The sequence below is a fragment of the Peribacillus sp. NPDC055009 genome (assembly GCF_053608705.1).
This window is the reverse complement of record NZ_JBSGVZ010000028.1, coordinates 17,816-33,721: the sequence shown is the minus strand read 5'-3', so window position 1 is coordinate 33,721 and position 15,906 is coordinate 17,816. Positions and strand designations below refer to the sequence as shown.

The 15,906-nt window shown below is 37.4% G+C and carries 12 protein-coding genes; all 12 read right to left on the bottom strand.

Annotated elements, in window-relative coordinates; translation table 11 throughout:
• Positions 1 to 465: 465 nt before the first annotated feature.
• A complete protein-coding gene (locus tag ACWF5P_RS25395; protein ID WP_452445445.1) occupies positions 466 to 1,290 on the bottom strand; it encodes an ABC transporter permease in 825 nt (274 codons plus the stop codon).
• Between the two features lie 151 nt (positions 1,291 to 1,441).
• Positions 1,442 to 2,941: a sugar ABC transporter ATP-binding protein gene (locus ACWF5P_RS25390; RefSeq protein ID WP_452445444.1), complete on the bottom strand. Its 1,500-nt coding sequence runs from the start codon at positions 2,939 to 2,941 to the stop codon at positions 1,442 to 1,444.
• An 83-nt stretch (positions 2,942 to 3,024) separates the two neighbouring features.
• Positions 3,025 to 4,194, bottom strand: a complete 1,170-nt coding sequence (locus ACWF5P_RS25385; protein WP_098866258.1) for a substrate-binding domain-containing protein — start codon at positions 4,192 to 4,194, stop codon at positions 3,025 to 3,027.
• A gap of 262 nt (positions 4,195 to 4,456) precedes the next feature.
• Entirely contained in the window at positions 4,457 to 5,455 is a 999-nt protein-coding gene (locus ACWF5P_RS25380) for a LacI family DNA-binding transcriptional regulator (RefSeq protein ID WP_452445443.1), read from the bottom strand.
• Between the two features lie 216 nt (positions 5,456 to 5,671).
• Entirely contained in the window at positions 5,672 to 6,652 is a 981-nt protein-coding gene (locus ACWF5P_RS25375; protein WP_452445442.1) for an ROK family glucokinase, read from the bottom strand.
• Positions 6,653 to 6,986: 334 nt separating this feature from the next.
• Positions 6,987 to 8,135 carry a glycerate kinase family protein gene (locus ACWF5P_RS25370; RefSeq protein WP_452445441.1) on the bottom strand — a complete coding sequence of 383 codons (1,149 nt, stop codon included), beginning with the start codon at positions 8,133 to 8,135 and terminating at the stop codon, positions 6,987 to 6,989.
• A gap of 96 nt (positions 8,136 to 8,231) precedes the next feature.
• Complete coding sequence (locus tag ACWF5P_RS25365) at positions 8,232 to 9,092, bottom strand: NAD(P)-dependent oxidoreductase (protein WP_328167541.1); 861 nt, start codon at positions 9,090 to 9,092, stop codon at positions 8,232 to 8,234.
• Positions 9,093 to 9,306: 214 nt separating this feature from the next.
• Positions 9,307 to 10,287 carry a 2-hydroxyacid dehydrogenase gene (locus tag ACWF5P_RS25360; protein WP_452445440.1) on the bottom strand — a complete coding sequence of 327 codons (981 nt, stop codon included), beginning with the start codon at positions 10,285 to 10,287 and terminating at the stop codon, positions 9,307 to 9,309.
• Complete coding sequence (locus ACWF5P_RS25355) at positions 10,288 to 10,998, bottom strand: RraA family protein (RefSeq protein WP_452445439.1); 711 nt, start codon at positions 10,996 to 10,998, stop codon at positions 10,288 to 10,290.
• A 116-nt stretch (positions 10,999 to 11,114) separates the two neighbouring features.
• Positions 11,115 to 12,857 carry an FAD-binding protein gene (locus tag ACWF5P_RS25350; RefSeq protein WP_452445438.1) on the bottom strand — a complete coding sequence of 581 codons (1,743 nt, stop codon included), beginning with the start codon at positions 12,855 to 12,857 and terminating at the stop codon, positions 11,115 to 11,117.
• A gap of 4 nt (positions 12,858 to 12,861) precedes the next feature.
• Complete coding sequence (locus tag ACWF5P_RS25345) at positions 12,862 to 14,457, bottom strand: acyl CoA:acetate/3-ketoacid CoA transferase (protein ID WP_452445437.1); 1,596 nt, start codon at positions 14,455 to 14,457, stop codon at positions 12,862 to 12,864.
• A 69-nt stretch (positions 14,458 to 14,526) separates the two neighbouring features.
• Entirely contained in the window at positions 14,527 to 15,666 is a 1,140-nt protein-coding gene (locus ACWF5P_RS25340; protein ID WP_452445436.1) for an acyl-CoA dehydrogenase family protein, read from the bottom strand.
• Between the last annotated feature and the right edge of the window lie 240 nt (positions 15,667 to 15,906).

Sequence of the window (15,906 nt, the reverse complement as noted above, 5' to 3'; positions counted from 1 at the left end):
GAATAATGTGAAACTAACCCTGTATCATTTAGTTTTCTATACTCTCACTGATCGTAAGTGGTATCTAGTGTCCTAGACGTGCTATCGATTTACAGGGTTGTGCTAGTATTCCTACAATTATCAAGTTTTATCGTTGCAGATTCCTATAAAGAGATACCCAATCCCAGGAACGATCCTTTAAATGCTTAAAGAAGTTGTTATTTCCAGGTATAAACATTAAATCTAATGTAATCGATTACATTTTGAATTGTTATATATATTATCTATCAACCAAAATAAAAACTTAGCGTTTGAAAAATCTAAACCGTTCTAAGTCAAAGAAACCACCTCAAACAAAGCAAGTCTTCTAATTACTTCAATGTAAGTGGCCCGATAAAAACCCATTTCAATGTTTCCCACCTGATTTTTTGTTCACTGCTCATCCCTGCTCTAGTGGTTGAAACCAAATGAGTATTGAATCGTTTACTATCTTTTCAAAGCTTTCTTACCGAACGCTACAGCCATGATAATGATCATTCCTTTAACAATCATCTGTTGGCTCACATCTAAGCCCATGATTATTAATCCGTTGTTAATAGTTCCAATCATCAACGATCCAACTACAGTGCCAACGATGGTTCCTACGCCGCCAAATAAGCTTGTTCCGCCAAGAATGACTGCTGCGATAACGGATAGCTCATCGCCCTGACCAAATGTATACCTCCCTGCATGCATACGTCCCGCATATAATAAACCTGCCAAACCCGCCATTAGTCCCGTCCCAAGAAAGACTATAAGTTTAATTTTCATGGTTTTTACACCTGAGAAACGAGCGGCGCTCTCATTCCCGCCTGTGGCAAGGGTTTGTCTTCCAAAAGGTGTTTTTTTCAATAAAATATGAGCAATAATAGTCAGAATTAATGTCCACACTAATAAGATAGGAACTGCACCAATGTCACCTGATCCAAAGATAAAGTTAAAAGAAGCGTCTACGATCGGCACCGGTGCAGTGTCTGTTATCCACATCGCTACCCCTGAAATAGCTCCCAACGTTCCAAGCGTTACCAAAAAGGAAGGGATTTGTACTCTTGTTACTAGCAATCCGTTAATTAATCCAACTAGTAACCCAGTCGCCAAGCCAACTGCCACACCACCTATCGCTCCATAACCAGCCTGGATGGACAATGCACCTGTTAATGAAGATAAAGCTGCAATAGAGCCAACAGAAAGGTCAATTTCACCTGTACTGATAACAAATGTCATCGCTAGTGCCATGATTGTGATAGGAGCTGTTTGTCTAACTATATTCATAAAGTTATCTGAGCTCAAGAATCCCTGGTCTGAAAGGCTAACCGAGAAATAGATTAATACTCCTATAAAAGCTATATAAACGATATAGTTTCTCCATTCAAATCCTTTAAGTGATTTAGTTAAATTGTTTCTAGGTTTGTTTTCAACCTTATTAGTGACCTTGTATTGCATATTGAAGATCCTCCTCTGTATCGATTTCTTTTCGATTGAGCTCCTTGAATATCGTTCCTTCGTGCATGATGACCACGCGATCACTCATGGCAAGCAATTCTTGAAGCTCCGAAGAGATAACAAGTATGGCCTTGCCGCTGTCAGCAAGTTCACGAATCACATCAATAATTTCTGATTTTGCACCAATGTCTACCCCTACTGTAGGTTCGTCCAGAATAAGCACAGTTGGATCATTCGCCAGCCACTTGGCCAAAACAATTTTTTGCTGGTTTCCACCTGAGAGCAAACCTGACTTTTTGAAGATATTGTCTGTCTTGATATTAAGTTTTTTAACAAACTTGTTTGTAATTTCATTGGACTTTTTATCATCAAGCAAAAAGCCTCTTTTAACCTTCGAAATGATTGGTAAGACCATGTTCTCTTTCACGCTGTGCTCCAAGATTAATCCCTGTACCCTTCGGTCTTCCGGAATAAGGGCTATACCCGCATTTATTGCGTCAGTTGGACTTTTTATGGTTACTTTTTGTCCATTTACAATGACTTCTCCACTATCTTTGGGGTCTACCCCAAATATGCCTCGGACCATTTCTGTTCTTCCGCTTCCCATCAGTCCGGCCACGCCAAGTATCTCACCAGGATAGATGCTTAAATTTACATTATTGACTTTTGGTCCTGACGATAAATTTTTTACCTGTAATACCGGCTGGGCAACTTTAGAATAACTTCTTTCTTTCCATTCAAAGGCCTTATTAAATTTCGCCCCTACAATATGCTGAATAACAGATTCCATATCAATATTTTCAATGTTATCTGTAACTACATGCTTTCCGTCTCGTAAAATCGTAATACGGTCACAAATCTTGAAGATTTCATCCATTCTATGTGAAATATAAATGATAGAATATCCTTTTGCTTTTAGTTGATTCATAAGCTTAAATAGTATGTCTATCTCATTTTGAGTAAGCGAGGAAGTCGGTTCATCCATGACTAATATTTTGGCTTCCTGAGAAAGCGCTTTGGCAATTTCTGTCATTTGCCAGTACCCTACTCCAAGTTCCTGGACAATGTCATTAGGGTTGATATCGACACCTAATTCATTTATGATTTTTTCTGCTTTTAGAACAAGTTCTTTATCATTAATCAGCCCAACAGAAGTTTTGTCTTCTCTTGTGAGAAAGATATTTTGTGCAACTGTTAATGTCGGAATTAAACTGAACTCCTGAAAGATCATAGATATAAAGTTTTTTCTAGCATCCTCATAGCTATTGATTGTTACTTTTTCATTTTCAATTAAAACTTCTCCTGAGTCTACTGTATAAACACCCGTTAAAATCTTCATTAAAGTAGATTTACCAGCACCATTTCCACCCATTAAGGCGTGTATCTCTCCCTTATTGATAGAGAAATCAACATCGTCAAGAACCGTGATACCGTTGAATGCTTTAGATATTTTTTTCATTTCAAGTATTGGCTGTCCCAAAGCTAATTCACCTTCTTTATTTGTAAAAGCTATTCATTTCAGAATAACTTCATATAATTTAATGATTTAATTAGTAGTAGATATTATTCAGCTGCATTTTGAATGATCTCCGGGGCATCCACTCCGTAAATTAGCTTCCAGCTATCCAACACGTTTTCTTTGGTTACAGATAGAGCTGGTGTAGCGACATAAGCAGGTGCCTCTTTCCCAAGTAATGCGTATCCTGCTAAAATAGATTCTGCTACGCCCTGGTCAAAAGGTAATTGACCGCCTAGGCCTTTTACAACACCTTCAGAGGCAATTTCCAATCCAACATTTGTGCCTAAGTCTGTTGTAGTGACTACTAAATCTTCTTTCCCTGCAGTACGAGCAGCTGCGACGACACCTTCAGCAGGCACATCCCACACCACGAAGATACCATTAATATCTTTGTTTCTAGTTAACATTGCAGAAGCTACTTTTTCTCCATCATTTGGCCCGGTAATTCCCCCCCTTGCTACGATTTCAATATTTGGATACTTTTCTCTCATTGTTTCTTCAAAAGCATCCGTACGGTTTTTTGTTACAAAGAAATCAGCGTCATGGAAAACAATACCCACATTTCCTTTTTTACCAAGCTTTTCAGCCATAATATCAGCTGCGGCAGCACCGTTTCCGCGATTATCACCAGACACGGCACTTATATATTCCTTCCCTGGTTTTAAACCCTGTGCAACTCCATCCATAAATATTAGCTTAACCCCTTGTTGGGCAGCCTTTTTAAACGCTGGTGCTGTTGAAACTGGGTCTACTGGAACAGAAATCATTACATCTGGTTTTTTTGCTAATACTGTTTCAATATCTGAAACTTGTTTTTCTGCTTTGAATTGAGCGTCCGTCACTGCAACTACTTCGATTCCCATCCTCTTGAAGGATGCTTTCATTGCATTAACCTGGGCTGTCATATAGTCTGTTCCAGAATAGTGCATAACAATAGCAGCTTTATATTTGCCTGCTTTAATCTTTTCAATTTCTTTTTCAGAAAGCTTTAATGTTTTAGCCGAAACTGCTGCCTCACCATATGGCCCCTTATCCATAACTTTTTTATCCGAAACCTTAGGATTTATCATTAAATCACCAGTACTTGCGATAGTTGCTGTTTTAGTAGTGTCTTTACCTCCTTCCTTTGTAGAAGCGTCTTGGTTACCACAAGCTGCCAGAGCAAGTGCACCACTTATAATAATTGCAGAGAATATGTAAGATTTCTTTTTCATATTAATCCTCCATTTGGTTCATTCATTATTTTTTTTTAACGCTTTATTTAAGCTAGTAAGTAATAAACCAAACTTCCTCTTGTATTAAAGAAATCAATCACCCCCTTCAATTTGTGTAATCGATTACATTTCAAAGGACTTTTTTTTCTTAAAATCAGTCAAAGGTGATATACATAACCCTCTTAAGACATGTAATGAGGGTATGTATCATGTATTATCCATTTTATAGTTTGTAATCGATTACAAATTGTAGAAAAAATTTCTATTTTAACCTTTTGCATGATTCCCGAACAACCAGTTTATCATCTAAAATATATTGGCTTTTCTCTAGATTAACTTTACTTATTATTTTAATTAGTAATTCCATGGCTATTCTCCCAATGTCAAAGGATGGTTGAGCAACCGTAGTTAATGACGGCTCAAAAATGGAAGCAAATTTAATATCATCAAACCCAACGACTGATATGTCCCCTGGAACACTTAATCCTTTAGATTTTATCGCTTTTATCGCCCCAATTGCCATTTCATCATTAGCAGCAAAAATTGCGGTCGGGGGTACTTCATTCGCTAATAATTTAAGCGTTAAATTAAAACCACTTTCATAAGAAAAGTCCCCCTCCTGTACCATTGTTGAGAGTATAGGTAAGCTATGTTGAGCCATTGCCTGATTATATCCCTTTAAACGATCGCGACCTAACACGCTATTAAATGGCCCGGATAAAAAGCCAATTCGTTTGTGGGCTAAATTAATCAGATGTTCCGTTGCTTTTCTGGCACTGCTAATATTGTCAATCGATACAGTTGGAATTTCAAATCCTTCTGTATACTCACAAGCAAGGACAACAGGAAATTGTTTTGCAATGTCCTCTACTACCTGTCCATCAATTCTTGCAGTTAACAATATCATTCCGTCCGCCTTTTTTTGTTGAAGAATATTTAAGTATCCACTTTCACGATCCACATTATTGAGAGCATCTCCCAACAATACTTGATATCCACTTTCCATGGCTACGGATTCTATCCCCCGCAACACCTTGGAAAAAAAAGTATTCGTAATATCTGGAACAACAACAAGGATTGTTTTTGTTTCCATTCTTCGAAGCTGTCTTGCAAGAACATTAGGCTGATAGTTTAATAATTCTATCGCTTTCAGGACTCTTTCTTTTGTATCACTTTTTACGGTACCGGATTTACTTATCACCCTAGAAACTGTTGCTGTGGAAACATTCGCTTCCTTTGCAACATCAACAATTCTTATCATAATTTAAATTCCTTTCAAGATAAACTATCTTCCACTATTGTAATCGATTACATTTCCAATTGCAATAATATTTTAAATATTTATTTTTTTCGTTACTATTATCAATAAACTCTTCGATTTTTAAAATTATTCTTACTGTTTAACAAGCACAGATGAAATAATTATAACATCCTCCTTGGACGCGATATATTGACAAATTCATAACCACCTAATGGATTATACATTTAATACTTTATTGTTGACCCCCTTATATAAATAGGCTCCACCAACAACACCTGCATCATTTCCTAACGACGCAAGTTCTAATGTTAAAGCATGGTAAGCCCGAGGTAACGTATATTGTTTTAAATACTTTTTCAATTGTTCTAGCAAGAATTCTCCTGCTTTCGAAACCCCTCCGCCAATAATCACCATTTCAGGATTATTTGTATGAATAATGGTACTAATTGCAATTCCTAAATGTTTCATTGCTTCATCAACTACATTAAGAGCATAAAAGTCCCCGCTTTCCGCAGCATTTAATACATCTTTGGCTTCAATTTTCCCGTTATCTTCTTTAATTACATATAAATCAGTAGAACCGGAGTGATTTTCAATCATTTCATTTCCCAATCTTACCATACCAGTTGCACTTGCGATTGTTTCCAGGCAACCCACTTTTCCACAACCACAAACAATTCCATTATCCTTTGAAAATATATGTCCGATCTCTCCACCCATCCCATTAATTCCGCTTACCACTTCTCCGTCTACAATGACTCCCCCACCTACTCCGGTACCGAGCGTCACCATTAAAATGTTTTTCTTTCCTTTTCCAGCACCCATCCACATCTCACCTAAAGCTGCTAAATTAGCATCATTTTCGATGGCCACTGGTAGTCTAAAACCCTCTTCTAATTCCTCTTTCAGTGGATAGTTTTCTTTCCAAGGTATATTAGGGGAATATGTTACACATCCGGCAACTGAATCTACAAATCCTGGAACACCGACACCAACCCCATTAAAAGAATCCCTCTCAAAATTAAGTTCAACCATTTTTTTGTTAACGGTTTCAATAATGTCACCAACGATTTTTACGCCGTTATACGAGATATCTGTCGGTATTTCCCACCTCGCTAACGTCATTCCATCTAATTTTATAAAAGCTAATTTTATGCTTGTTCCACCAATATCAATACCAATACACTTATCTTTCAAATATAACAACCACCTAACTATTAATGAATTGCGGGTTCCTTTCTCAGAAACAAAAAATGAAAAAGAAACGAGAAAAGGTTCTATTCTTTTTTTGTAAATTCCTAAACAAGTATACAATGATTTGCTTTACTTTAACAGGTACCTTACTTTTGTTTTTGTAGCATGTCGTAAACTTCAAAAAAAAGGGACTTACACAGCGTTTTAAATGTTACAAACACACAATCTTTTAAATGATTGTAAATTCCATTTTGATATGGACTAAGTATCGTATACCAGCTTTTCTTTAGACTTCGAAAACGGGATCACCGTCTTTAAATTTTTGTGTTTATTTCAATTAAATTTTAATAACTTCATAAAACCTTATAATGCTCTCTGCCGTTTTCTCTAAGTTTTCTTTTCCATTAGCTAATGCTTCTTCTAAAGAAGATGCCCCTTGCAGTATACTAAATAAGGAGTCAATCCCTTTTTCATATAGTATATCAATATCACCACTTACTCTTCCTGCCAGCGCTATTACCCGTTTATTATATTTCTTGGCCACAGTTGCAACTCCATATGGCGTTTTCCCGTATTGTGTTTGAAAATCAATACTTCCTTCACCAGTCCAGACCATGTCAGCGACTTTTATTTTTTCTTCTAAACCAGTATATTCTATTAACATATCAATGCCTTTTTTCAATGCTCCATTTAAAAATACAATAAGTCCAGCTCCCAGTCCCCCAGCTGCTCCTGCACCGGGAATATCTAATACTTCCTTGTTCAATTGTTCTTTTATGACATTGGCATAATTTCTTAAGTTACTTTCTAGTATTTCAACCATTTCTGGATTGGCTCCCTTTTGAGGTCCAAAAATACGTGATGCTCCACTTTCTCCACAAAGAGGATTGGTCACATCACAGGCTATTTCGACAACTACATGTTTCAAACGAGGATCAAGTTCTGTTAAGTTTATTCTAGCTAACTTTCCTAACTCACTGCCACCAAACCTGAGTTCCTTACCTTCTTTATCTAACAACTTCCCACCTAATGCCTGTACAACACCTGCTCCGCCATCATTAGTCGCACTTCCTCCTATGCCTATCAATAATTTTTTTACTCCGTGATCTAAACAGGCTTTTATAAGCTGTCCCGTTCCATATGTTGTTGTAATTAGCGGATTTCTTTTTTCTAATGGGACTAATTGGATTCCACTTGCGCTAGCCATCTCTATTACTCCGGTTTCCCCATCTCTTAGAATCCCATAGTGTGCTTCCACTTCGTTTCCAAGTGGCCCAATTACATTTAACGAATGAAATTCTCCTCCAGTAGCATCGACCAAAGATTGCATTGTACCTTCGCCTCCATCTGCCATCGGTACATGAATGCAAGTAATCTTATCATTTACTTTTTTTATACCTCTTTCCATTGCTTCACAAGCCTCTTTAGCTGTCATACTTTCCTTAAATGAATCCGGTGCTAAGACTATGACTAAATCCTTCTCCATATTAATCACACCTTCCCATAATGATTATGAATGTAGCCACACTGAATTACAGTACTTTATGATATCCAATAAATCTTCGTTAACTTCCTTACACTTTTAAGATAGAATGTTTTTACCAATTGCTGAGAAGTCCTGTTCTCCAAACTCCTTCTCCGAAGTCTTATAAAGTTGAAGCGCGAAAGAAGAAAGCGGCAATTCCTTATTTTTCCCCTCGTCCACAGCGATCTGGATATCTTTTTTCATTAAGCTAAGTTTAAATCCTGGTGCAAAATCCCTTTTTAACAAGCTATCCAACTTGTTCATCAACATCCAAGAAGACCCTGAACTGTTCCCTATCACTTGTTTCAACATATCCATATCAACATCTAGTTGTTCAGCTAAAGCCACGGCTTCGGCCGAAGCAATCATCTGAATACCTGCCAACATTTGATTAATTGCTTTAATTGCTTTTCCTGCACCAATAGAGCCTACCAAATAAATACTTTGTGCCATTGCCTCCAACACTGGTCTGGCTTTTTCCAGTACTTCTGAATCTCCACCTGCTATTACAGTCAAATTTCCTTGTTCAGCCCCAAATGTTCCCCCGCTAACCGGTGCATCCAAAACACGAATCCTTTTTTCCTGATAAGCAGCATGAATCTTTTTCATCATTCCAGGAGAACCTGAAGTCATTTCAATTAATATCTTGTCAGAGTTGAAACTCTTCAGCACTTGATCAGAAAGCAGCACATTTTCCATTTCATTGTCCGTAGGTAGAATACTAATCAAAACCTGGCTATGTGAAATGATATCTGCTATCGAGATGTGCTCAATCGCTCCATACTTTTTTAATTCTTCTATAGGTTTTCGATTTTTATGAGATGACACATGCAATTCATAGCCTTTTTTTAGAACATTCTTTGCCATAGGCATTCCCATTGCTCCAAGTCCGATAAAGCCTACACTTTTTAATTCCATTCAGCAAACTCCTCCAGTTATAATAGTTATTACCTAAATACAAGAAGCGAGGTGTGGAAGCACATAAGTAAGTGCCTTCCCCCACTTCTGTTTAAGTCGGAAGATTGATATAGTTAAAGCTCATGTTGTTGTATTATCCGTATCATCATAAAAAAACTGATTTTTATTTTGAATCATGTAATTTCCCATTTCAATTGAGTAGCAATTTTTTTAACTAGTTATTAAAACAAATATCGTTTAACAAGTTTTGAGGTTTTTCATTTTGTAAAGCTGTCATTAAATTAGTCACGGCGAGATTAGCCATTTTCGTTCTAGTTGCAATACTCGCGCTACCTATATGCGGAAGAGTAACCACATTTGGTAATGTTAAAAGGGGGTGATCTAAAGAAACAGGTTCATTTTCAAACACATCAATACCTGCCCCCCAAATCTCTCTATTTTTTATAGCTTTATATAAAGCTATTTCATTAACAATTCCACCTCTAGCCGTATTAATAAGTACAGCATTCTCTTTCATTAACGAAAGTTGCTCCGATCCAATTAGATTTTTGGTTTCTGTAGTGTAAGGAACCATGACACATACAAAATCTGATTCTAGTAAAAGGTTTTCAAGTGAGGTATAGTTTATGCCTAATTCATACTCTTGTTCATATTTACGGCTTCTACTAGAATACAGGACCTTCATATCAAACCCTTTTGCTCTTCTTACTAATGCCTCTCCAATCCTACCTAAGCCAATTATCCCCAAAGTAGCTCCATGTATGTCCAGGCCAGTCAGTTGCATAGGAGACCATGTTTTCCATTCACCACTTTTCAAATAATCAGATGCCTCTATTAGACGGCGCGCTGTTGCCATTAAAAGACCAAACGTTAAATCTGCTGTGGTTTCTGTTAAAACATCTGGTGTATTCGTGACCATTATGCCATGTGTAGTCGCACTGTTAATATCAATATTGTTATAGCCAACTGCCATATTAGCGATGATTTTAAGGTTTTTTGCTTTTCTTATCAGTGCATCGTCTATTGTTTCTGTTAATAAACATAATAAACCATCGATCTCTCCAATTTCTTTTTCAAGAATCTCATAGGGTATGGGAATATCTTCGTGATCCCACATTCGTACCTCGCAAGTATTGTTAATTCTCTTTACGATGTGTTCTGGGATTCGCCTTGTTATATAAACTTTTGGCTTCATTTAATGTCCCTCATTACTTATTAAAGATTCAGAAGTACTAAAAATTTCACAGCCCTTTTCCTTCAAAGTACTATCAACCCAACTTCTATCTACTGTCCCTTGCTCAATTGATTGAAAAATCTCTTCCTCTCTTTGAGCTTGAATTTTTACTTTTTGAAGGATTTCTTCTACATTTTCTATAGGGACAACTATAAGACCATCTTCATCCCCTACGATAAGGTCACCTGGGTTGATAATCATACCACCAAGAGAGATGCGGACATTGATTTCACCTGGTCCATCTTTATATGGGCCACGATGAGTTACTCCTTTTGCATAGATAGGAAATGAATCATGTTTGAAGGCTAGTGAATCCCGAATAGCACCGTAAATCACAAATCCTGCTATACCATTTTTTTTTGCTATTCTTTGCATAATCTCCCCAACAATTGCGTTTGTTGTATCCCCACCTGCATCAACTACAATAACATCACCAGGTTGTGCTAGATCAATTGCTTTATGGACCATTAAGTTATCCCCCGGTCTTGTTTTGACTGTTACAGCTGTACCTACAAGTTTTCCCCCTTTATGATAGGGTCTTAAGTCAGAAATCGCCCCTTGCAGCCGGCTCATATTATCACTGATATGAGGAGTGACAACGTTTTGGAACTCCTCGACTATCCTTTTATCAACACGATTTTCAACTGGAAATACTCTAAAACCGATATTCATTTTCCTAATCTCCCCTTTTTAATTAGCTTCCAATTATTTGTGAGTTTCCCTTGCCATCTTTTAAAAGGAATACTATCCGATTGATATGAAACTCCCCTACATTGAGGCTTTCACAATCATAGCTGTACTTCACTTTTTCGTGTCTTTGGCCAGTGTCGAGTATTTATTTGCATTTCTCCATCTATTTGAGTGACATAAATACTGTTTATCCAATTTAAATCGTCTTTTTCAGGGTAATCCTCTCGATAATGGCAACTTCTACTTTCTGTACGTGCTTTTGCAGAGATAACAATTGCTCGGGAAGTGACGAGCATATGTTTAAGGTCAATGGCAGTAAAGAGATTATTCTCATCAATATTAAAATCTCCATTTACTATAGAACGCTCGAGTTCATCAATAAGTGTAAGCGCTACATTCAAGCGCTTATCGTTACGGATAACCAAACAATTTTTATACATAGTTTCCTTAAGTAAATGGATGGCATCATTAAGTTCTTTTTCGCCTTTGCTGATTGAAATTAATTCGCTTAAATCATCTAATACAGCTAGGGATTCTTTTTCAGGATTTTCAGTAATTTCTTTTTTGTCAGCATGAGCGGCTGCTGCTTTTCCAGTACGGTAGCCAAAAACTTGTCCCTCAGCCAGAGAGTTTCCACCAGGACGGTCCGGACCACGCACACCTCCTGCTGTTTCCCCTGCGATAAATAAACCGGATATATTTGTGGTACCATCTGGGCTTTCGATTAAGGCTCCTCCATTCATACACTGAGCTACAAGTGCTATCTCGAACTGATCTTTAAACACATCAATCCCTTTTGACTTCAGTACACCTTTTGTCTTGGGCATTTTTTGATCTACAATGCCTTCAGAACCATCAGGCATCGTACACCAAACTCCCCCGTTAGGGGTAGGATTTAACTCCAATTCTTTCTGAATGGAAGTATCTAAGTAATACGCAGCTGTTGAAATGGTGAATGGAAATACTTTATGGTTATAAACATCCTCAAGTTTGACATGTGGAGGTACATGCTTTTTGAGAATATTTTCTCCTTTGGTGTTTGTGAGTATAGGTTTCGGCTTCCACACCGGTCCAGATAATAATGTGATGGAAGGATTAATCACTCCTGGTCCGATTTGAATAAATTCCATATTGATGAGAGGGATACCTAGTTCATAGGCCATCGCATATCCATTTCCGGTCATATCTGGAGTCCCTACACCATATTTATAAACATGATGAGCCCCTCCACACGCAAGGATAATGGACGGTGTTTTGTAAAGAATGATCTCTTTTGTATCCCTATTTATACCAAGTGCTCCTGAAATGCTTTTGTTTTTATCGATTAATAATTTAAACACCATAATATTTTCATCAATAGGCACGTTATGTTTTTTAATTTGCTTTGCTAGCGCAACTAAAATGTGACGCGCTGTTACGCCATTTACTCGGCATGTTCTTGGATATGTGGCAAAATCACTCATACCTTGTACTAGCTTTCCGTTTTCTTCTTTATCAAAGTTTAACCCTATGTTCCTAAGATCTTGAATACGATCAGGAACTTCCGAGGCAAGTGTCCAAACAAGTTCAGGATCAATAAAACCTCTTCCAGCATCTAACGTATCTTCATAGTGGATTTCAGGATGATCTCGTTCATCTGCATGGCCAATGGCTGCCGCAATCGCTAACAATTCCGAAAATGCTGTTGCAGTAGAGCCACTTCCAAGCCATTTTGATTTTACAGCGATTCGAACACTTACACCCGATTCGACCGAAGAAAGAGCAGCTCTTGCTGCAGCTCCACCACCTCCCACAACTAATACATCTGTTTCAATGATTCGACCAATTTTTAAGTAAGACACTCCGTTACACCCTTTCCATTAAAACTTCATTTTTAGATTCCATGAAAAGCGATGGCTCCATCAACTTTAGATTAGAAGAAATAGTAATTTCACAATCCACATTCGAAAGAATATCTTTTTTCACATCAATCCCGGGTGCATGTTCAATAAGGACCAAGCCTTTCTCCTCTAAACGGAAAACACAACGTTCCGTAATATACAGAATTTCTTGCCCTTTTTTCAGAGCTTGATTAGCGTTAAAGGTCATATGTTCGATGGATTGGATAAATTTTTTATATCGTCCCTCATTTTCGATTTTTATCTTACCTTCTTCCACAGATACCTTTAACCCTCCACTTGTTAATGTCCCACAAAAGATAATTTTTGGAGTTTTATGAGTAATATCGATGAATCCACCGGAACCCCGGTAGATACCATTAAACTTACTTACGTTTACATTTCCACTACCATCAATTTGGGCAAATCCTAGAAAGGTTGCAGATAATCCCCCGGCTTGATAAAAATCAAAGATTTGAGGTGAAGTTACAAAAGCCTCTGGGTTATTATGAGCTCCAAATACTTCTACCCCCATTGGAACACCACCAATAGCCCCATGCTCTAAAGAAAAGGTAATTTCCTTGAAGAAATCTCCTTCCAGAGCCAATTGAGGTAAATCTACAGGAATACCTACTCCTAAATTAACGATAGCTCCTGGAACAATTTCTTTTGCTGCTCTGCGAAGAATCACTTTTTTAGCATCTAATGGTAAGTGTTTTTTTAATTGACTAATAGGCTGTTTAATTTCTCCTGTCCAGCTAGGGTTATAATCTGGAAGTAGACTTTGCTTTTGTTCTTCGTCTATCACTATGGCATCTACTAAAATACCGGGAATTTCTACCGAACGAGGGTGAAGGGTATTTTTTCCGGTCACACGCTTAACTTGAACAATGACATATCCCCCATTAGCCTTTGCTGCCATGGCCATTTCCAGTCCACTTAACGTCGCCGGTTCTTCTTCTAAGGTAATATTTCCACTTTCATCGGCTGTAGTACCTCTGATGATTGCCACGTCTATTGGGAAAGACGGGTAGAATAAATGTTCATCTCCATCAATCTCAAGCAACCGAACAAGCTCATCTTTTGTATGCTCATTTAATTTGCCTCCATCATATCTAGGGTCCACATAGGTATGTAAACCAGCTTTTGTCAAGAGCCCTGGATGCCCTCCTGCAATTGATCTAATTAATTGAAATAAGGTCCCCATAGAAAAATTGTACGCCTCTATTTCATTGTTACGAATCATGCCTGCCACTTTTTGATTTTCTTTAATATGAAAGCTACCGCTTATTAGGCGTTTTAACATGCCTTTGTGAGCAAAATGCTCAAGTCCTGTCCTTCTTTTAGGGTCCCATCCTACTCTGACTGGTGTAATAACAGATAGATTTTTAGGTTCATCTTCAGTTAAAAAACGTTCCTCAAGCGCAGCTAGAACTTTTTCTGGACATAAGATTGAGATTAAACCACCAATCGTAATGGACGCATTACTTGGTATATTTTTAACTGCTTCTTCAACAGAAACTACTTTGGAGTTACTAATTTGGTTGTAAGATGCTGTGCTCATCCCATTTACCTCCTAGTTTTCTTTATTGAAATCCCTCAATGACTTCAATATTTAAGTACTTTTTCATTACTATTGTCGTTGGTTGAATTTTCTTTCAAGTACATCTGAAGCTAACATGGTCTTATGAACTTGTAACGTACCACCCGCAATTGAGGCAGAACGAACACATCGATAATACCATTCGAGTGGATATTGTTTAGAAAATCCATAGCCACCATGAAGTTGAATGCATGTATCAGTGATTTTTTGAGCAGCCTCAGCTACAAACAGTTTGGCAACACTAACTGCATTTTTATCAGGTTTATTGTCAGATGCCGCTTCACCTGCACGATAAAGTAAAGTACGAGCAGCTTCAAGCTGGACATACATATCGGATATCATCCATTGCAACCCTTGAAATTCACAAATTTCCTTACCAAATTGTTTACGTTGTTTTACATGTTCGATTGTGCGATCAAAAGCAGCTTGTGTAATCCCTATGGTTTGGGCTAAAAACCCTAAACGCACACCGTTGTAGACTCCCATTAACTTTTTGAAGGCGTTATCTGTTACAAGGACATTTTCTTTTGGTACCAGGGCATCTTCAAAATATAAAGCACATTGTATTTCACCGCTCATATTTTCTTCATTCGGTCCTACCGTAAAACCAGGAGTGCCACGTTCTACTAAGAGTGCGCCTATATCTGACGTACGTCCTGTATTTCCGAATCGAGCATAGACAACAAATACATCAGCAAGATGAGCATCACTAATAAAAACTTTTGAACCATTTAAACGATAGTAATCTCCTTCTTTAATGGCTGTTGTAGTTAAATCAGTTGCAGCACTGCCTGCTTCTGGTTCACTCATTCCCAGTGCAACAAACAATTTTCCGGATGTTACCAATGGTAAATATTTTTTCTTTTGTTCCTCATTACCTAAATGATTAATATAAGAAGCAATACCCATACTTGCATGATAAGCATGACGCCCGCTAGTTGGACACACCCTGCATAATTCTTCGATGATCAGTAATGCGTCAAATAAATCCAAATCCATTCCTCCATATTTTTCCGGAAGAGTTAAGCCTAAAAATCCATGATCGGCTAATTTTTTTGCATTATCCCAAAATTTCTTACCTTCTAGCCATTCAGTGGCAGGTTCTAATTTACGTTTGGCAAAATCTCTTGCAAGATCTCTCCAATTTTGTTGAGTTTCTGTTATTTGCATATACATTCCCCTTTCTTGTTAGTAACAATGTTAAAACCAAGATATCCACTTTATCAATAATAGATTATCGATAATATGAATTAATGAAATATCATCTATCCATCTATCAAAAATATAGATAAGAATAAAAAAAAGATTGATGTTTTAAGGAGGTCCCTTTCGTAAAACAAGAGACTCACCTGATTACATTTTTATCTTGCTATCTAAAAAAATATAGTTAATACTCTTACAATCGCAAAG

Excerpts from the sequence above, each read along its gene's own strand:
- ACWF5P_RS25395 (WP_452445445.1), bottom strand. The coding sequence starts at position 1,290 with ATGAATATAGTTAGACAAACAGCTCCTATCACAATCATGGCACTAGCG.
- ACWF5P_RS25385 (WP_098866258.1), bottom strand. The coding sequence starts at position 4,194 with ATGAAAAAGAAATCTTACATATTCTCTGCAATTATTATAAGTGGTGCA.
- ACWF5P_RS25380 (WP_452445443.1), bottom strand. The coding sequence starts at position 5,455 with ATGATAAGAATTGTTGATGTTGCAAAGGAAGCGAATGTTTCCACAGCA.
- ACWF5P_RS25370 (WP_452445441.1), bottom strand. The coding sequence starts at position 8,135 with ATGGAGAAGGATTTAGTCATAGTCTTAGCACCGGATTCATTTAAGGAA.
- ACWF5P_RS25365 (WP_328167541.1), bottom strand. The coding sequence starts at position 9,092 with ATGGAATTAAAAAGTGTAGGCTTTATCGGACTTGGAGCAATGGGAATG.
- ACWF5P_RS25360 (WP_452445440.1), bottom strand. The coding sequence starts at position 10,287 with ATGAAGCCAAAAGTTTATATAACAAGGCGAATCCCAGAACACATCGTA.
- ACWF5P_RS25355 (WP_452445439.1), bottom strand. The coding sequence starts at position 10,998 with ATGAATATCGGTTTTAGAGTATTTCCAGTTGAAAATCGTGTTGATAAA.
- ACWF5P_RS25345 (WP_452445437.1), bottom strand. The coding sequence starts at position 14,457 with ATGAGCACAGCATCTTACAACCAAATTAGTAACTCCAAAGTAGTTTCT.
- ACWF5P_RS25340 (WP_452445436.1), bottom strand. The coding sequence starts at position 15,666 with ATGCAAATAACAGAAACTCAACAAAATTGGAGAGATCTTGCAAGAGAT.